The sequence below is a fragment of the Stenotrophomonas sp. G106K1 genome (genome assembly GCF_037969685.1).
GTDB lineage: Bacteria > Pseudomonadota > Gammaproteobacteria > Xanthomonadales > Xanthomonadaceae > Stenotrophomonas > Stenotrophomonas lactitubi.
Genome location: NZ_JBBPFR010000002.1, coordinates 262,029 through 280,176 on the forward strand (window position 1 = coordinate 262,029; position 18,148 = coordinate 280,176).

The following is an 18,148-nucleotide window of genomic DNA, read 5'->3' on the forward strand; positions in this document are numbered from 1 at the left end:
AGCTGCCGATCAGGTCAACGCGATCGGCTTGCTCTTGCGCTCGGCAAGGCGCTTTTCCAGATAGTGGATGTTCTGGCCACCGGCCTGGAAGCCCTTGTCACGCATGATCCGCTGCTGCAGGGCAATGTTGGTCTTGATGCCATCGACCACCATCTCGCTCAGCGCCACCCGCATGCGGGCGATGGCGGTCTCGCGGTCCGGACCGTGCACGATCAGCTTGCCGATCATCGAGTCGTAGTTCGACGGCACGCGGTAGCCACTGTAGATGTGGGTATCGACGCGCACGCCGGGGCCACCCGGTGCGTGGAAGCCGGTGATGGTGCCCGGGCTCGGCACGAAGGTCTCGGCGTCTTCGGCGTTGATGCGGCATTCGATCGCATGGCCGCTCAGCACCACGTCGCTCTGCTTGATCGACAGCTTCTGGCCGGCAGCGATCTTCAGCTGTTCGGCGACCAGGTCGATGCCGGTGACCATTTCGGTGACCGGATGCTCCACCTGGATGCGGGTGTTCATTTCGATGAAGTAGAAGCGGCCGTCTTCGTACAGGAACTCGAAGGTGCCGGCGCCACGGTAGCCGATGCGGATGCAGGCTTCCACGCACACCTTGCCGATCTGCTCGCGCTGCTCGGTGGTGATGCCCGGTGCCGGTGCTTCCTCGACCACCTTCTGGTGACGACGCTGCATCGAGCAGTCACGCTCGCCGAGATGGATGGCATTGCCCTGGCCGTCGGCCAGTACCTGGATCTCCACGTGGCGCGGATTCTCCAGGAACTTCTCCATGTAGACCTCGCCATTGCCGAACGCGGCCTTGGCCTCGCTCTTGGTGGTCTCGATGGAGGTCTTCAGCGAGGCTTCGGCGTGCACCACGCGCATGCCGCGGCCACCGCCGCCACCGGCGGCCTTGATGATGACCGGATAGCCGATCTCGCGGGCGATCTTGGTGTTGGCGACGATGTCATCGCCCAGCGGGCCGCCCGAGCCGGGTACGCACGGCACGCCGGCCGACTTCATGGCGCGGATCGCTTCGACCTTGTCGCCCATCAGGCGGATGGTGTCTGCCTTCGGGCCGATGAAGATGAAGCCGGACTCTTCCACGCGCTCGGCGAAGTTGGCGTTCTCGGACAGGAAGCCATACCCCGGGTGGATGGCCTGGGCGTCGGTGACCTCGGCCGCGGCGATCAACGCCGGGATGTTGAGGTAGCTTTCCGCCGACGGCGCCGGACCGATGCAGACCGATTCATCGGCCATGGCCACGTGCTTGAGATTGCGGTCGACCGTGGAGTGCACGGCCACCGTGCGGATGCCCAGGGTGTTGCACGCGCGCAGGATGCGCAGCGCGATCTCCCCTCGGTTGGCGATGACGACTTTGTCGAGCATGGCAGCCGCCCCTTAGCCGATCACGAACAGCGGCTGGTCGAATTCCACCGGCTGGCCGTTCTCGCCGAGGATGGCGACGATGGTGCCCGACGCATCGGCTTCGATCGGGTTGAACATCTTCATCGCTTCGATGATGGCCAGGGTCTCGCCGGCCTTGACCTGCTGGCCGATGCTGACGAACGCCGGCTTGTCCGGTGCGGACGAGGCGTAGAAGGTGCCGACCATCGGCGAGCGCAGTACGTGGCCTTCCGGCAGGGCGTTGCCCGGCTTGGCGGTGCCGCCGGTGGAGGCTTCGGTCGGCGACTGCATCGGCATTGCCGGGGTGGCCGGCTGGGCGACGGCCGGGGCGGCCATCATCATCTGCGGCTGGGCCTGCATCATGCCGTAGCCGGACACAGGAGCGCGCGACAGGCGCACCGACTCTTCGCCTTCCTTGATTTCGATTTCAGCCAGGTTCGACTCTTCCAGCAGGTCGATCAGCTTCTTGATTTTGCGGAGATCCATGGTGGCCTCTTTGCTCTTTGATGTCAGTGTGGTGGGAAGCGCGTTGCGCTCGGGTCAAAGCAGTTCGTAGAAGTCGCGCAGCTGCCGGGTGCGGTCGCGCGTCTGGGTGATCAGGCAGCGCATCTGTGCGCCATTGCGCGCGGTGCCGTCGGAATTGAGGGCGTACACCGCCTGGCAGTCGTGGTCGCGCAGCTGCATCCATGCGCGCTGGGCCAGCACCAGTTCCTGTTCGGCGTTGCCGCAGTAGCTGCAGCTGCCACCGTTGGCCGGCGTGCGCAGCTGCCTGCGGGCCTGGGCGTAGACGGCATTGAGTTCGACGTCGGCGGCCGCTGCCACGTCCGAGGCGCACAGGTCGCTCTCCATCGTGGTGGTCGGATGCGCACAGTCGATGCCTTCGGCCTCACGGTCGGACGCGGCGGCAACGCCGCACAGGCCGGCCCACAGCACAACGCTGGCAAGGACGCGCGACAGGCTCATGACGCGGCGGCAGCCTGCACGCGTGCCAATGCCGCGTCCATTGCATAGCGGTAGCTGTCGGCACCGAAGCCACACACCACGCCAACCGCCTTGTCGCTGAAATAGCTGTGCTGGCGGAAGGGCTCGCGGGTATGTGGGTTGGACAGGTGGATCTCGATGAACGGCACGGCCACCGCCGCCAGCGCATCGCGCAAGGCAACCGAGGTATGCGTGAAGGCGGCCGGGTTGATCAGGATGAAGGCGGTTCCGTCGTTGCGTGCGGCCTGAACACGATCCACCAGCACGTGCTCGGCGTTGGACTGCAGGCTCTCCAGCGCATGACCTGCGGCAGCGGCCTGGGCGGCCAGCGCCTGGTCGATGTCCGCCAGCGTGGTGTGGCCGTAGACCTCCGGCTCGCGGCTGCCGAGCAGGTTGAGGTTGGGGCCATGCAGGACCAGCAGCTTCGCCATGGGATCCGATTGACGGGAAAGGGCGGCAGTCTGGCGGAAGCTGAGGATGCTGTCCAGTTCGGCGAAATTAGTGGTGTTTAAAACAATTGTTTGAAAAATGCCTTAGTCCGCGTGGTTGCATGGCGGCCGGGTGCTGGAAGGCTGACTATAGATAGATAGTGGAAATTGCCCGTGCCTGCCATCCCCCCGGCGTTCACGGACCTCCGTGCCCGGTGGCCCCGTCTGGCCGGGCGCAGTGCTGGCGTGGCGGTGACGCTGGACAACGCGGTGTTGCAGGGCCTGCCAACGCGGAAGACAGTGGAACCGGGCAGCACCGCCGTGCGGCGCGCTGCCAGAGGACCACTGCACTGTTGGTGGACCGGAAACGCGTAACGATCAACCAGGAGTCCGTGATGAATGCCGACGCGATCCAGAACCGCCGTGCCGCTTTCAGGGCGCTTCATGCATCCGGTTGCTTCCTGCTGCCCAATCCGTGGGACGTGGGTAGTGCGGTGGCGCTGGCGCGGCTGGGTGCCAAGGCACTGGCCACCACCAGCTCCGGCCATGCCTGGGCCCATGGGCAGCCTGACGGGGCGATGGGGCGCAGCCAGATCCTGGCCCACCTGCAGGCGATGGTGGCGGCAACCGATCTGCCGGTGAACGCCGACTTCGAAGATGGTTTCGGCAGCAGCCCGGAGGCGGTGCACGAGAGTGTGTCGATGGCGATCGCCACCGGCGTGGCCGGCCTGTCGATCGAGGATTCCACCGGCGATGCGGAGCATCCACTGCGCAGCATCGAAGACAGCGTGGCTCGGCTCAGGGCCGCGCGCCGTGCCATCGATGAAAGCGGGCATGACGTGATGCTGGTGGGGCGCGCGGAGAACTTCTTCGTCGGGCGGCCTGACCTGGACGATACGTTGGCCCGCATCCGCGCCTATGCGCAGGCGGGTGCCGATTGCCTGTATGCGCCAGGCATCCGGACCGCAGAGCAGATCCGCGCCGTGGTGGAGTCGGCCGGTGGCAAGCCGGTCAACCTGCTGATCGGTTCGCCCGGCCAGATGACGCTGCAGCAGGCGGCCAGTCTGGGCGTGCGCCGGGTCAGCGTCGGCGGAGCGCTGGCCCGCAGTGCGTGGTCCGGCTTTCTCGACGCCTCCCGGCAGATGCTTGCCGATGGATCATTCGATGCGCTGCCGGCCACCCCGTCCGGTGCCGAGCTCAATGGGTTGTTCAAGCCATAGGTGCGTGCAGACTAGTGGGGCGGCGTCGGCGAGGCGGCGGCCGTCCTGCCGAGCGCTTCACGTACCGCGCGCTGCAGGCCCTGCACATGGAACGGCTTGGCCAGGAACGGCGCACGCCGATGCCTGACTGGCACCAGCTGGTCGTATACCGCCGAAGCGAAAAGATAGGGGATGCCGAGCTCGAGCAGCCGATCGGCAACGGGAAACACCACGCCGTCACGAAGTTCCACGTCCAGCACGGCGCCATCGAAGTGGCCACTGTCGAGCATGCCCAATGCCTCGAAGACGCTGTTGGCGTGGGCGATCTCATTGCCTTCGTCGGTCAGGGCCTGTTCCATCAGATCGGCCAGATCGAGCTGGTCTTCCACAAGGAGCAGGCGCGGAAGCGTCGCGGGTCGTTCATTGTTGCTTTGCATGGTGTGATGTCGTGCGAATGCTGCGTTGGTCCGGCAAGCATCCCCTGACAGGCATCAAGACGATGGCAGCCCGGCGTGGCTGTGATGTGCACAAGCGTGGCCGCGATGCGCGACAGCATTCCACCGATGGTGCTGGTGCTGGTGGCAATCATAGTTACCATTGGTAACTAATGAACTACCAGAGCCCGTCATGCATACCCATATCGTCGTAGCCCACCCTGAACCCTCCTCGCTCACCCATGCCGTGGCCGCGCGGATCGGCGAGGCGATCGTCAACGCCGATGCCGGCAACACGGTCACCACCGTGGATCTGATGGCGGAAGGCTTCGATCCACGCTTCAATGCGCAGGACCATGCGTTCTTCCGCAGGACCACCACGCTGCCGGCCGATGTCGCCGCCGAGCACGCGCGGCTGGATGCGGCCGACACGCTCGTGCTGGTCTACCCGCTCTACTGGTGGTCGTTCCCGGCGCTGCTGAAGGGCTGGATCGATCGCGTCTTCACCCAGGGCTGGGCCTATGACGAAGGCGCCGATGGCAAGGTGGAAAAGAAGCTGCAGCGGCTGCAGGTGCATCTGGTGGGGCTGGGCGGCGCCGGCCAGCAGATGATCGACCGGCGTGGCTATGGCGAGGCGATGAAGACCCAGATCGACCAGGGCATCTTCGATTACTGCGGAGCGCCGGTGCTGTCATCCACGTTGCTGCTGGATGCCGACAGCGGCATGGCCCAAGCGCATCTGCAGACGGCAGTGAACATCGGACGTAAGATCGGAACCCCCGCGCCCTGACGATCTCCTTTGCCTTCCAGACCTGCCGCGCCCGAGCCCCGTCGCCGCCTGACCCGTGAACAGCGCGCCCGCCAGCTGCTGGACGTGGCGTGGGCGCTGGTCGGCGATGAGGGCACCGATGCGCTGACCCTGGCCCGCCTGGCCGAGGCTGCCGGTGTCACCAAGCCGCTGGCCTATGATCACTTCGAAACCCGCAACGGCCTGCTGGCCGCGCTCTATGCCGACTATGACCACAAGCAGACCGCGGTCTTCGACGAGCGCATCGGCAGTGCGAAGGCGCGGCTGAAGGATCGCGCGCATGCCATCGCATCCGGCTATATCGATTGCGTGCTGTCACAGGGCAGCGAGATCCAGGACATCCTCGCTGCGCTGGCGGGATCGCCGGAACTGCGGGCGGTACGCCGTTGCTATCAGCAGGACTTCATCGACAAGTGCGCGCAGTGGCTGGGCCCGTTCGCAGTGGGCGGGGTCGTGCCGGCCTCCGGCCTGTGGGCCATCCTCGGTGCCGCCGAAACCCTGTCTGAAGCCGTTTCGGTCGGCGCGGTGGAACACGCGGCTGCCGAGGCCGAGCTGGAGCGCGTGATCGTCGCCATCGTCAAGCGCGGCGCCTGAAAGGCATGGGCGAAGCGGCCTACAGTGGCTCGACGCTGACCCGAGGCAGTGGCACGTCAGGCTGCAGGTCCGGCAACAGCTGTCGCAGCAGCTCCGGCATCGCCTGCATCGCGGCACCATCGATGTAGCGCCACTGCGTTTCACCGACGCGCCGGATGGCGACCATGAAGGCGAGGCTTCTCACGGTCTGCGCGTCGACGGTGAACACCGTGGTCCGCGGCACGAAGCAGACTTCTTCGTCGCCGGCAGCATAGGTGCGGGTCGGTTCACCGACATCATCGCTGATGACCTTCACGCCCATGTCGTCGAGCGACTTCATCGTTTCGCGCGCGGCCTTCGCATAGGCCGCATCGCCGCCGGCAAGCCGCTTCACGCTGGGATGCGTGCGCGCGATCATGGCATCGGTATCGCCGCCGGCGAACGTGGACAGCAGCGACCGCACGTCCTTCTGCCGCGCGTCGGTCTCGGCAGGGCTGAGTTCGCCGGCATGGGTGAGTGCAGCGGCGAACGTGCAGAACAGCGCAAGCATCCAGCACAAGAGACGTCGATCCATCGATGGGGTACTCCTTCGGGCGCTGGACTATAGAGCGCATTGCCCGTGGTGTCTGCCCGGTCTGCCCGTCACGCACGCTGGGCCTCGGCCACTGCGGCAATGGCAAAGCCCGCATCAAGCTGCGTCCGCACCTGTTCATCGCGCGACGCACGGGAATCAGCCCCCAGCACCACGTTGATCAGGCGCAGTGGCAGGGCGTGGCCAGCGCACCTGCGACGGGCGGTGGCCGCCAGGCAGAAACCCGCAGCCTGGGTGTAACCGGTCTTCAAGCCGTCCACGCCGTTCTCGCCGAGCAGGGCGTTCTGGTTTGCCTTCTGCAGGGTGCGGTGCGCGGAGCTGCGCTGTGCGGTGATCGCCAGCAGGTCGGGGTAGCGGGCGAGCAGGTGCGCGGCCAGCATCGCCATGTCGCGTGCGGTCGAGAAATGGCCCGGGGTGGTGATGCCGGACGCGGAGATGAAGTGCGTATCGTGCAGGCCCAGCGCCTGCGCGTGGTGGTTCATGTGCTGCGCGAACGCTGCCTGCGATCCGGCCAGGTGACGGGCCAGAGCGAGCGCTGCGTCGTTGCCCGAGACCACCATCAGGCCCTCCAGCAGTTTGTCGAGGGCGATGCGTTCGCCGGGCACCAGGCCCATCCGCGTTTCATCGTCGGCCACCTCGTGCACATCGCGCGGATCGATGGTGATGGTGTCCGACCACGAACCGCCCGACTGCGCGAGCAGGTCGTACGCGGTGTAGGCAGTCATCAGCTTGGTCAGCGAGGCCGGCGGTCGTCGCAGCTCCGCGTGCTGCTGCTGGAGGATGTCGAGGGAGAGGGCATCGATCGTGATCGATGACGCAGGGGGGCGGGAAGTCGTCATGGAGGGCATACGGCGACAGCGTAACGGCGCCCGCGCCCGCGGTGGATGACTGCTTCTGAAATATTGAAATGATATAACGTCGCAAATGAGGCTGGATCACTTCGCTTTCTGCTGGGACTGCTGATGAAAAAAACGAACCTCGGGGGCTGGTGGCGGCCGGCCATCCTGACAGCGCTGGTTGCCATCACCGGTTGCCACCACGATGTGCGCATCGAAAAGCCGGAACCGGCGCAGGGACGGCCGCACAACGTCATCGTGATGATCAACGATGGCGCCGGCTGGGGCACCTGGGATGCCGCGGCCTATTGGCAATATGGCAGCCGCGAGGGCGCCCCCTATGCCGACTTCCCGCAGCGGTTGGCGGTGACAACGTTCCCGCTCAACGCCAGCAGCCAGCCGACGCACGATGCAGCGCAGACCCTCGGCTATGACGCGCAGAAAGCGTGGGACGCCACGCCCGTGCCTGCGGCGGATCTGCCCTTCGCTGGGTATCAGTATCTGGCTGCGGTGGCCACCGACAGCGCGGCGGCCGGCACGGCGCTGTCCTCGGGGGTGAAGACCTACAACAACGCCATCAACGTCGACAACGACGGTGTACCGGTGGAGTTCAACACGTTGCGTGCCAAACGCCTGGGCATGGCCACCGGCGTGGTGACCTCGGTGCCATTCGCGCATGCCACGCCGGCTGCCTTCGCTGCGCAGGCCGAATCACGCAACAGCTATCACCAGATCGCCCACCAGATGCTGGCCCAGGGCCACATGGATCTGGTGATGGGGACCGGCGGCCCCGGCTACAGCGTCAATGGACAAGCCTGCGTCGACAGGCCACAGAGCCCGGTGGCCGAGGGCTGCGGGAACCCCTGGGAGTGGGTGTCGCAGCAGAATTGGCAGCAGCTTGAGGCGGGCACGGCCATTGCCGGAAATCCATCGGGCCCGTGGCGGTTGATCCGCAGCAAGGCCGAGTTCGTTGCACTGACGCAGGGCCTGGTGCCCTCCGACCGGCCGCTGATCGGTGTCCCGCGCGTGGCCAACACCCTGCAACAGGCGCGGCAGCTGCAGGTACTGGGCGAAGACGCGAGCACACCATCGGGAGTGAAGAAGATCGACAGCGTGCCGGACCTGGCGACGATGACCCGTGGCGCGCTGCAGTTCCTGCAGCAACGCTCAACCAGGGGCCTGTTCTTGATGGTTGAAGGCGGCGCCACCGACTGGGCAGCGCACACCAGCGCCTGCGGCAGTGAATGGCACTACGGCGCCTGCACCGGGCAGCCGCAGTTTGGCCGTCTGATCGAAGAGACCGTCGAGTTCAACGATGCCGTGTCGGCGGTCATGGCGTGGATCGAGGAGAACGGTGGCTGGGAGCGCAACCTGCTGATTGTCACCACCGACCACGACAACAGCATGCCGATGGGCCCGGATGCACAGCAGGTGGCCTTCGAGCCGGTGCGAAACCATGGCCGGGGGCGCATGCCGGGCATGAGCTTCCGCCCCACCGGTAATCATGCAAACGGCCTGGTGCCGCTGTGGGCCAAGGGCAACGGCGCCGAACTGCTGGGCAAACGCGTGCGAGGCGTCGACGACGGCTATCGCCAGCATGTGCGCTTGAACGACGGCAGCTACATCGACAACACCGATGTGGCCGCTGCGATACAGGAAGCGCTGCAGCGACGTTGACCGACCGCGCACCCGCCTGCACGACGCCTGCACGTTCCGCACATGCGGGCATCGTCATCGTGCAGCGATGGACTCCGATATCCGCATCGATGGCCGCGTGTTCGCCTACGTCTTTCCCTGTGCCTGGGAGGACTACGCGAAGATTGGTTTCTCGCGCGATCCGCTGGGCCGGATCAGTGCGCTGCATCGGCGCTGGTTCGAGTTCTTCGATCTGGAAGCGGGGTCGCTGGTCGAGGCCGAATCAGAGCGGGATGCGCGTGACCTGGAACTGCAGTTGCGCCGGCCCTTCAAGCTGCATCGTGCGCCGGCACCGATGACGGTGCAGGACAAGGCCGGTGGGCGCACCGAATGGGTACGCGGGGCCAACGCCGCATTGGCCGAGGCGGTGTGCGCGCTGGCGCAGCAGGGGTATCGCACCTGCCCGCTGCGGCCGTGGCTGCGGGTGGCGATGGTTCAGCGTCTGGACCGGCTGCATGACTGGGCCGCAACGCAGGTACCGGAAGAGGAAAGCCTGCGCACCGCCATCGGTGTGGGCGCACTGCGCGAAGCCATCGATGCGTACCGCGCGCTCGCTATCGATCCGGAGCCGTGGTTGCCGCAGCACCTGCAGCGCGGCTGGTGACACTTCCCGAGGTGGCGGGGACGTTGGCTGGCCGCGGTGCCCGGCGCGCATCGGGCGCTGCGGGAACCGGTTCGGCCAGGCGCTGGGCGAGGGCAACGTTGGTCACGTAACCCTGCAGGAACAACAGACCGCTGAAGATGTTCATGATCGTGCCTCCACTTGAGTGGAATGCACGATACGGGCAGCATGGGGACGCAAAAAGCGACATTTCCGCAAGGTCGGCTTGAGAGGAATTCAAGGCTTATGTCCCGCCCACCGCTACATGCCCTGCAGGGCTTCGTCGCTGCCGCACGCCTGGGCAACCTGTCCCGCGCCGCCGCGTCGATGAACCTGACGGTCAGTGCGCTCAGCTATCAGATGCGACAACTCGAGGAACGCCTGGGCCAGCCGCTGCTGATCCGGCAGGCACGCGGTGTGTCCTTGACCCTGGAAGGACAGCGCCTGCTGGATCAGGTCGGCCCCCACCTGGATGCGATCAACGAAGCCTTCCAGCCCTACGCTGCGCGACCCGAGCATGTGCTCACCCTCAGCGCCGTGCCGTCGATGGCCAGCGCATGGCTGGTGCCACGGCTGGGCAATTTCGTGGCGGCGCATCCACAGATCGAAATCAATCTGCAATCGAGCGAACGACTGATCGACTTCGACCGGCAACTGCAGTTCGATGCAGCGCTGCGGCTGGGCAGCGGACAATGGCCGGGGCTGGTGGTGGAACCGTTGTTCGACGAATGGCTGCTGCCGATGGCCAGCCCCGCACTGATCGAGCGCATGGGCGGCATCGGCCACGTACCGTTGGCGCAGTGGCCGCTGCTGGGAGATCCTGACGGCGCGTGGGGCGCCTGGTTCGCGCTGACCGGGCAGCGCCCACCCGCGCGGTTCGTGGCGGTGCTGGATGATTCCGAGGCCCACCATCGCGCTGCACTGGACGGCGTTGGTGTTGCGCTTGGGCGGGTCACGCGGGCGCGGCTGCTGCTGGATTCCGGCCAGTTGGTTGCGTTGTCGGACCTGCGCCTGAAAACCGCATGGCCGCATTGGCTGGTGTACCCGCAGCGCTCGGTACGCCACCGTGGTTTCCTGGCCTTCCGCGAATGGTTGCACGCGCAGGCCGCCGAGCACGTGCGGCACATGCAGGCTGCCGACGCGGGATAGCACCCGTCGCGCAGGCGCGATGCTGTGGCGTGTGCGTCAGCGCACCAGCGTGACCGCCTGCCCGGCACGTGCGAAGGCCTCGCCCAGCAGTGGCCCGGCCTTGATCGCTTCCACTTCGGCGAACAGTGCCTGCAACGCCGCCGCGGAACGTGTAACGGGCGCTGCGACCGCCTGCTGGATCACGGTGAAGCGATCGGCCAGCACGCGATGGCCGGCATGCGCCTGTGCCCAGACCTGCAGGGGTTGGCGTACGCCGGCCGCTGCATCCAGCTGCTGTTGGTCGAACAGGGTGATGGCGCCGGCCGAAGTGTCGGCACGTTCAATCGTTGCCTGCTGCAGCTCGCGGCTGAGGAACAGATCGTAGGCGGCGCCGCGGCCCACCGCGATGCGCAGCCCGTCGCGATCGAGATCTGCAACCTGCCGTGCTGGGCTGTCATTGCGCACCAGGTAGGTTCCCTCGATCTCCACATACGGTGCACTGAAGGCAATGCGGTCGGCGCGTGCAGGGTCCACCGCCAGGAAGGCCAGATCCCACGCATCGTCGCTCGCCGCTGCCACCACCGATGCGGCCGCGTCGTGGCAACTGAAGCGGGCCTGCACACCCAGCCGCTGCGCCAGCGCGGTGCCCAGTTCCACCGATGGCCCGCGTGGCGCATTGGCGTCGCCCTGGGCCAGCACCGGGTTGCCGAGGTTGATGGCAACGCGCAGGTAGCCGAGTGGGGCCAACGCATGACGGTGATCGGCCAGGGACATGATGGACTCCGTTACGGCGGGCGGTCCAGCATGCCAGCTGTGGCCGTAGCGTGTGGTGTGCAGAGCTGCGATCCTGCGTTTCATCCGCCTGCACGCCCAGCCTGATCACCATGAATCCCATCCTGCACGTTGAAGTTCCCGTTGCCGACCTGGACCGTGCCATGGCGTTCTACCGGCAATGGCTGCAGGTGGACATCGCTGTGCCGATCAACGTGCATGACTGCCGGATGGCGTACCTGCCATTCAACGATAGGGACGCGGGTGCCAGCATGGCGCTGGTGCACGGCGCGGACTACCTGCCGTCGCAGCAGGGCCCGCGCATTTACATGGGCGTGGACGATCTGGATGACAGCCTGCAGCGTGCCCTTCAGGCTGGCGCGGTGCTGTGCTTTGGCCCGGACGTGGCCGGTGACTGGCGGGTGGCCGAGATCCGCGACAGCGAGGGCAACCGGATCGCCCTGCAGGCGCTCGTCACACCATAGCCCTGAGGTCAGCAGTCTTACATCGCGTGCTCTACACGGACGTGGCCCGTGACCGCTGCAGCCAGTCGGCAATGGCCGGATCCAATCGCGGATCGTCCGGAAGGCGCATGCCGAAGCCCTGCTGCAGCACCTCGCGCACGTCCTGCACATCGCGCAGCGGGCGCTTGGCCGGTACCTGGCCCGGGCGGTACTCGGTGTAGTTGCCGCTGCCGATGGTGCGTCGCCAATCCGGTCCGGTCAGTGATGCACGCAGTTGGCCAGGGAAGCTCGACTGCGGATGCGTACACACGTACCAGTTGCCCACTTCGTTATCGATCGGCGCCGGTGGCTGCAGGTCAAAGCGGTACAGCGCCCGCCAGTCATCCCCTCCTTCGGCGGCAAGCAAGAAGTCGCCATCGTCCAGCCGACGCACGCGGTAGCGCTCATGCGGTGTGTCCTGCACTGCGGTCTCATGCAGGCGCAGTGGCACGGTCGGGGTCAGGCTGCCGAAGCCGGTATCGACCAGCCAGTCCGCTTCCTGCAGACGCACCCGAAGGAGCAGATGCGTACGCGCGGTCAGCTCGCCATCGGCGGCTGACAACAGCACACGTGCGCTCAGTGGCTGCGCATCGAAACCCAAGGCCTGCAGCAGGGCCAGGAACGCGCCATTGAGTTCGAAGCAGTAGCCGCCGCGCTGCGCGTGCAGCAGCTTGTGCTGGACGCTGTCCAGGTCGATGGCGACCGCATCGCGCAGCAGGCTGGTAAGGGTCTCGAATGGCAGCAGGGCGTTATGGCGCTGCTGCAGCAGGGTCAGCCCGGCCAGGGTAAGCGGTGGCGGGGCGTCCAGCTGCAGGCGCTGCAGGTAACGGGGGACGTCGATGGACATGGCAGGCACCAAGCGCGGGGGGGGGGGGCTCAACTGTGCTACCGCAACCGGGGTTGAGGTCAAGCGTGCCTCGCCGGTGTCATCCCCCCGTCGCCTGCGGCCGGTACAACAGCGACGACTGGCCACTGTCCGCGGCAGGATTCAATCCAGCGCTAAAGTTCCGCCAGAACCGGTCGATACAGGTGCGTTCTTCTGCCTGGAGTCTGTCATGTCGGCCGTCGTTCCCCACCTTCGGTCCCTGCGTAGCCGCGTTGTCGGGTTGCGTTCCCATTTCCCTGGCCTGCTGCGCTGGTTGCAGCCCCATCGGCTCAGCGTCGCCGACAAGCTCAAGGCGACACTACTGGTCTGCAGCCTGGGGCTGGTGGCCATCGCCGCCGTCCATGCCTGGACCAGCCACGCGAGTACGCAGGCAGCACGCGACCAGGCCAGCTACCAGCACGGCAGTGACCGCGTTGCTTCGCTGGCGGCCCGGGTGGCCGAGGCCCGGCGCCTGCAGACTCAGTATGCGCGCAGTTTCGATGATGCGGACCGCAGCCAGTTGCTGGCCACGCAGCAGATGTTGAAGCAGGACCTGCAGGCGTTGCGGGAAATGCCGATGGACGCGGGCCGGCGCAAGGTGCTGCAGGCGATGGCCGAGGCCGTCGACGCATTCTCACAGGGCATCGCCGCGTTGTTCGAGCGGGTGGATGAGATGGGGCGCGGCGACGCCGGCCTGGCCGCGCAGCTGCAGCAGGCGGCCGACGCGCTGCAGGCGCAGGTGGATGCGCTGGAGCGGCCAGCGCTGTCCCTGCATGTGCAGCGGATGCGGCGCCAGGAAGCGTTGCTGCTGCTCGATGGTGATTCCACCCACGCCGATCGTGCCAGCGAAGAAAAGCTGCCCTTCGATCTGGCATTGGCCGGTTTGCCAGCCGAGGTGCAGGAGCACGTGCGCAACGGCATGGAAGCCTATCAGGCCGCGTTGCTGGGCTATACCGCCGCCCGCGTCGGCCTGGACGTGGAGGCGCAGTCGCTGCTGGAGACCGCGGCTGCCGTCGGCCCGGCATTGGTCGCCTTCCAGCAGGCCCAGGTTGCGGCACTGGAACAGGCACAACTGCGCCAACGATCGGGCGCAAGGATGGCCAGCGTGCTGTTCGTGGCCACCCTGCTGCTGGTGGCCGGTGTGCTGATCACCAGCCTGGTGCTGGTGGTACGCGCGGTGCGTCGGCCGATCCAGGACACGCTGCGCTTTGCAGGCGATATCGCGGATGATCGGCTCGACACCACGCTGCGCGTGCACAACGCCAATGATGAGATCGGCCAGCTCGCGCAGCGCCTGGTCGACATGCAACAACGCCTGCGTGCGCGGACCGAGACCGAACGCGCGGTGGCACGCGGCAACACGCGCGTGCGGCAGGCGCTGGACAGTGCCCAGACCGGCTTGATGGTGGTTGATGCGGAAGGGCAGGTGGCCTACGCCAATCCAGCGCTGCTGCAACTGCTGGATCTTCCCGCAGAGACATTGCTTGGCAGCGACGCGGTCCGCCTGCATCCGGCGCTGGCGGGCCTGATCGGCGTTCGTCAGCGCCAAGAGCGTGAGATCGGCCACGCCGGCACCCGCTACCAGTTGATCGCCAATGCCATCGTCGAGGACGACCACTTTCTTGGCGTCGCGGTGGAATGGCGCAGTCGCGCGCTGGAAACGCTGCTGGAAACCGAAGTGGCGGCGCTGGTCGATGCGGCGGCGCATGGCGAACTGCAGGGGCGCATCGCGCTGGAGGGCAAGCAGGGGTTCGTACGCACGCTGTCGACCAGTATCAATCGCCTGCTGTCCACTTTCGAGACCAACCTGGGCGACCTGCAGGCGCTGCTGGCCGCGCTGGCACGCGGCGACCTGAGCGTGCGCATGGAGGGCGACCTGCAGGGCGTGTTCGCCCGCATGCGTGACGATGCCAACGCCACTGTTGCGCAGCTGGGCCACATCGTCACCCGTATCCAGCAGGCCACAGTGCGCCTGGATGTGGGCGTGGGCGAGATCGTTGCCGGCCATCACGATCTTTCACAGCGCACCGAGCAGCAAGCGGCCAACCTGGAAGAAACCGCGGCATCCCTGCATGAACTCACCGACACCGTCGGCCACAATGCCGACGCGGCGGGGCAAGCCGATGGACTTGTACGCGACGCCGCCAGGGTTGCCGAGCGTGGCGGCGCTGCGGTCGGCCAGGTGGTGGCGACCATGCAGGGCATCAGCGCGTCGTCGCGGCGCATCGGCGACATCATCCAGCTGATCGATGGCATCGCGTTCCAGACCAATATTCTGGCCCTCAATGCTGCAGTGGAGGCCGCGCGTGCAGGCGAGCAGGGCCGTAGCTTCGCGGTGGTGGCGGCCGAAGTACGCCTGCTGGCCCAGCGCAGTGCGGATGCGGCCAAGCAGATCAAGGGGTTGATCGAGGATTCGGTGGCGCGGGTCGGTCAAGGCAGTACGCAGGCCGAGCAGGCGGGCACGACGATGGACGAGATCGTCAGCAGCGTGCAGCGGTTGGCCGGGCTGCTGGCCGGTATCCGCAGTGCCTCGCACGAGCAACATGCGGGCATCGCCCAGGTGAACCAGACCATCGTGCAGATGGAGGCCAGCACGCAGCGCAATGCGAGCCTGGTGGAAGAAGCCGGCGCATCGACTGCGCAGATGCAGGCCCAGGTGCAGGCACTTGCCGAAGCGGTGGGCGCGTTCCGCCTACTGCCCGAGCGACGCCCGCGCGCGGCGGCGTGATGGCCTGATCGCCTTCGCCGGGCCATGCCCGGCGAGCGGATTCAATACACGTCGCGCCGGTAACGTCCGTTCTCAAGCAGCGTTTCCACTGCTTCATCACCCAGTGCCTCGCGCAGCACCTGGTCCACGCCTTCGGCCATGCCGTGCAGCGATCCACACACATGGATCACTGCACCGCGTGCCAGCCACGCATGGAGGTCATCCACCGCAGCGCGCAGGCGATGCTGCACGTAGCTGCCATCGTCCACATCACGCGAATAGGCCTGATCCAACCGCAGCAGGTGTGCGTCAGCCTGCCATCGGATGATTTCCTCGGCGAACAGGAAGTCGTGCGCGCGCTGGCGCTCGCCGAACAGCAGCCAATGACCGTGCTCACCGTGATGCGCCGCTTCGCGCAGCAGGCTGCGCAGGCCGGCGATGCCGGTGCCATTGCCGATCAGCACCATTGGTACACCTGGCTGCCGATGGAAGCCAGGGTTGCGATGCACGCGGGCCGCAACCGCACCCTCCAACGGCGCGTGCAGCGCCAACCAGCCCGAGCCCAGGCCGGTGCGGCCGGCTGCGTCGTGGACCAGCCGCACCACCAGCTCCACCTCGCCATCGGCGGCGCATGAGGCGATGGAGTATTCACGCCCAGGCAGCGACGGCAGGCCTGACAACCACAGGCCTGCATCCTGTACTCGCAATGCACTGCCGGCTTCGGGTAGCACCCGTTCGCTGGCCGGTTCCAACAGCATTTTCGCAGCACCGTCGATCAGTACCGTTTGCAGGGGATCCAGGCCATGCGCCCGCAGCACCGTGTGCACATGCAGCGCGTCGTGGCGTGGCGCGATATGCAGGATGTCGCCGGCCCGCCAATCGACGTCGGCCGGTGGTGCCAGGCGGATCTTCCAGATCTGGCCACCGACGCTGCCGGCGTTGAGCAGGGTGCGGCCGAGCAGGCGCCAGTCGTGCATCACCGTGGCGGCTGGCAGCACGCTGTCATCGGTGTCGATGCCGGTCAGCGCGGTCAGCTGCAGCTGCCACTGGCGCAGTGCCGTCACCGAAGCTGCATCGACATCGATTCGCGCGAACAGCGGCTGTGCACCCGCGCGGGTCAGCCAGTCATCCATCTGCATGCCGAACCCGCAGAACTGCGCGTACTGGTGGTCACCCAGCGCGAGCATGCCGTAGCGCAGCCCGGAAAGGTCCGGCAACTGTGCCAGCAGTTGGCGCGCGCTGCGCCTTGCGTTGTCTGGTGGTTCGCCATCACCGAAGGTGCTGAGCACGAACAGCGCTTGTGTGGTGGCCTGCAGCTGCGTGGCAGTTGCGCGCGCAAGCGGCAGTACCTGCACCCCGTGGCCGGCCGCCTGCAGCTGTGCCGCCGCACGCCAGGCCAACTGTTCGGCCAGGCCGCTCTGGCTGGCATGCACCACCAGCCACGGCGTGCCGCCGGCGTGGCGTGCTGCTGCCGGAACGGTCTGCCGCAGCGCGCGCGCGGCGCGCTGGCCGCGGCGGCGGTCCAGGTACAGCAGCCAACCGGTGATGAAGAACAGGCACATGCCCAGGCTGCTGAGCATCACCACGATGCGTCCGGGCATGCCGAAGAAGCTGCCCGAATGCAGGGCGAACATGCTGGTGGTGAGCTGGCCGCCGGCCCCCTGGCGCGTGTAGGGGCGCGCGTCGAGAACGGCGCCGGTGGCCGGGTCGAGCTGCAGCAGGTCATGCGCCCGGTCGTGATGGCCACCGCGTTGAGCGGGGTCAGCCGACATCACCCTCACGTTGAGCGCCTGACCGGGCTCCTCCGGCAGGCGCAGGTCGACGAAGCCCTGGCGCACACCGGGCAGCGCATACAGCGTGGCCTCGACGTTGTGCAGATCGAGGGACAGATCGGTGGCGAGTTTGTGCTTGGCGGGGGGCGCGACACCCAGCAGCTGGGTAAGCCCGTTGCGGTACCAGTCGAACGACCACCACAACCCGGTCAGCGCGCTCATCAGGTAGATCAGCAGCACCCAGGTGCCAATCACCGAATGCAGGCTCCACAGGAAGCCACGCCCCTTGCGCGCCCACTCCACGGCGAGCCAGCTGCGCCAGTGCCACCAGCGACGCGGCCAGCGCAGGTACAACCCGGACAAAGTGAAGAACAGCAGGGCGATCGCGCAGCTGCCGGTGATCCACGAGCCGCGCTCGCCGGCAACCATATGGCGGTGCAGGTCCTCGACGAAATCGAAGAAAGCCTGTCCGCGCAGCGCGCTGAAGCGCTCGCCGCTGTAGGGATCGAAATAGACCCAGTGGTCCTTGCCACCGGCAAAGCGTGCGACCGATGGGCGCTGGCCGCTGGCATCCACCCGCAGGCGCTGCAGCGGCCGCTCGCTGCCTGCCTGCAGCAACGGCACCAGCTCGCTCAGGGCGAGCGGCTGCTGGTTGTCGGCATGGTGCTCGGCGATCTCGGCGAAGCCGGGATTGGCCGCGCGCAGCAGTTCATCCTCGAACGACAGGACTGCACCACTGAGGCCCATCACGGCCAGGATGGCACCAGCGCTGATGCCCAGCAGCCAGTGCAGTTGGAACAGGACGTTCTTGAACATCGGGATCGAGGGCCGTCGAGGCTGCCGCCCGCATCCTGCGCAAC

The 18,148-nt window shown here is 66.8% G+C and carries 18 protein-coding genes; 8 read left to right on the plus strand and 10 right to left on the minus strand.

Going from position 1 to position 18,148, the window contains the following annotated elements:
- Positions 1–9: 9 nt before the first annotated feature.
- From accC to aroQ, 4 genes are read right to left on the minus strand one after another with little or no spacing between them, the layout of a single operon-like run.
- Positions 10–1,377 (minus strand): acetyl-CoA carboxylase biotin carboxylase subunit, encoded by a 1,368-nt coding sequence (gene accC / locus WKB25_RS03500; protein ID WP_099820474.1) that lies wholly within the window; start codon positions 1,375–1,377, stop codon positions 10–12.
- A 12-nt stretch (positions 1,378–1,389) separates the two neighbouring features.
- On the minus strand, positions 1,390–1,881 hold the full coding sequence (accB, locus tag WKB25_RS03505; protein WP_180165303.1) for an acetyl-CoA carboxylase biotin carboxyl carrier protein: 492 nt from the start codon (positions 1,879–1,881) through the stop codon (positions 1,390–1,392).
- A gap of 54 nt (positions 1,882–1,935) precedes the next feature.
- Complete coding sequence (locus WKB25_RS03510; RefSeq protein WP_340568753.1) at positions 1,936–2,358, minus strand: lysozyme inhibitor LprI family protein; 423 nt, start codon at positions 2,356–2,358, stop codon at positions 1,936–1,938.
- Positions 2,355–2,807 (minus strand): type II 3-dehydroquinate dehydratase, encoded by a 453-nt coding sequence (aroQ, locus tag WKB25_RS03515; RefSeq protein ID WP_340568754.1) that lies wholly within the window; start codon positions 2,805–2,807, stop codon positions 2,355–2,357. The genes WKB25_RS03510 and aroQ overlap by 4 nt, the downstream gene beginning before the upstream one ends.
- Before the next feature lie 389 nt (positions 2,808–3,196).
- On the opposite strand from aroQ, the gene WKB25_RS03520 reads away from it, so the two are divergent.
- Complete coding sequence (locus WKB25_RS03520) at positions 3,197–4,024, plus strand: isocitrate lyase/phosphoenolpyruvate mutase family protein (RefSeq protein ID WP_340568848.1); 828 nt, start codon at positions 3,197–3,199, stop codon at positions 4,022–4,024.
- Positions 4,025–4,035: 11 nt separating this feature from the next.
- Here the strand turns inward: WKB25_RS03520 and WKB25_RS03525 are convergent, their stop codons facing one another.
- A complete protein-coding gene (locus tag WKB25_RS03525; RefSeq protein ID WP_340568755.1) occupies positions 4,036–4,440 on the minus strand; it encodes a response regulator in 405 nt (134 codons plus the stop codon).
- Between the two features lie 190 nt (positions 4,441–4,630).
- Here WKB25_RS03525 and WKB25_RS03530 point away from each other — a divergent pair, with 190 nt between their 5' ends.
- Both WKB25_RS03530 and WKB25_RS03535 read left to right on the plus strand, forming a co-directional pair.
- Complete coding sequence (locus WKB25_RS03530) at positions 4,631–5,227, plus strand: NAD(P)H-dependent oxidoreductase (protein WP_340568756.1); 597 nt, start codon at positions 4,631–4,633, stop codon at positions 5,225–5,227.
- A gap of 9 nt (positions 5,228–5,236) precedes the next feature.
- Complete coding sequence (locus WKB25_RS03535) at positions 5,237–5,839, plus strand: TetR/AcrR family transcriptional regulator (RefSeq protein ID WP_340568757.1); 603 nt, start codon at positions 5,237–5,239, stop codon at positions 5,837–5,839.
- A 19-nt stretch (positions 5,840–5,858) separates the two neighbouring features.
- Here WKB25_RS03535 and WKB25_RS03540 read toward each other — a convergent pair whose 3' ends face one another.
- Positions 5,859–6,392, minus strand: coding sequence for a hypothetical protein (locus WKB25_RS03540; protein WP_340568758.1), 534 nt, complete (start codon positions 6,390–6,392; stop codon positions 5,859–5,861).
- Between the two features lie 68 nt (positions 6,393–6,460).
- Positions 6,461–7,258, minus strand: coding sequence for a serine hydrolase (locus WKB25_RS03545; RefSeq protein ID WP_340568759.1), 798 nt, complete (start codon positions 7,256–7,258; stop codon positions 6,461–6,463).
- Positions 7,259–7,372: 114 nt separating this feature from the next.
- On the opposite strand from WKB25_RS03545, the gene WKB25_RS03550 reads away from it, so the two are divergent.
- The 3 genes from WKB25_RS03550 to WKB25_RS03560 all read left to right on the plus strand — a co-directional run bounded on the left by WKB25_RS03550 (position 7,373) and on the right by WKB25_RS03560 (position 10,691).
- Positions 7,373–8,923: an alkaline phosphatase gene (locus tag WKB25_RS03550; protein WP_340568760.1), complete on the plus strand. Its 1,551-nt coding sequence runs from the start codon at positions 7,373–7,375 to the stop codon at positions 8,921–8,923.
- 67 nt (positions 8,924–8,990) lie between these two features.
- A complete protein-coding gene (locus WKB25_RS03555; protein WP_340568761.1) occupies positions 8,991–9,545 on the plus strand; it encodes a GIY-YIG nuclease family protein in 555 nt (184 codons plus the stop codon).
- Between the two features lie 243 nt (positions 9,546–9,788).
- Positions 9,789–10,691, plus strand: a complete 903-nt coding sequence (locus WKB25_RS03560) for a LysR substrate-binding domain-containing protein (protein ID WP_340568762.1) — start codon at positions 9,789–9,791, stop codon at positions 10,689–10,691.
- 36 nt (positions 10,692–10,727) lie between these two features.
- On the opposite strand, the gene WKB25_RS03565 is transcribed toward WKB25_RS03560, so the two are convergent.
- Positions 10,728–11,444, minus strand: coding sequence for a transporter substrate-binding domain-containing protein (locus tag WKB25_RS03565; RefSeq protein WP_340568763.1), 717 nt, complete (start codon positions 11,442–11,444; stop codon positions 10,728–10,730).
- A gap of 110 nt (positions 11,445–11,554) precedes the next feature.
- On the opposite strand from WKB25_RS03565, the gene WKB25_RS03570 reads away from it, so the two are divergent.
- Positions 11,555–11,926: a VOC family protein gene (locus WKB25_RS03570; RefSeq protein WP_340568764.1), complete on the plus strand. Its 372-nt coding sequence runs from the start codon at positions 11,555–11,557 to the stop codon at positions 11,924–11,926.
- Between the two features lie 31 nt (positions 11,927–11,957).
- Here WKB25_RS03570 and WKB25_RS03575 read toward each other — a convergent pair whose 3' ends face one another.
- Positions 11,958–12,791 (minus strand): arylamine N-acetyltransferase, encoded by an 834-nt coding sequence (locus WKB25_RS03575; RefSeq protein WP_340568765.1) that lies wholly within the window; start codon positions 12,789–12,791, stop codon positions 11,958–11,960.
- 208 nt (positions 12,792–12,999) lie between these two features.
- Between WKB25_RS03575 and WKB25_RS03580 the strand changes: the two genes are divergently transcribed.
- Positions 13,000–15,537: a methyl-accepting chemotaxis protein gene (locus WKB25_RS03580; RefSeq protein ID WP_340568766.1), complete on the plus strand. Its 2,538-nt coding sequence runs from the start codon at positions 13,000–13,002 to the stop codon at positions 15,535–15,537.
- Positions 15,538–15,578: 41 nt separating this feature from the next.
- Here WKB25_RS03580 and WKB25_RS03585 read toward each other — a convergent pair whose 3' ends face one another.
- Entirely contained in the window at positions 15,579–18,104 is a 2,526-nt protein-coding gene (locus tag WKB25_RS03585) for a sulfite reductase flavoprotein subunit alpha (protein ID WP_340568768.1), read from the minus strand.
- Between the last annotated feature and the right edge of the window lie 44 nt (positions 18,105–18,148).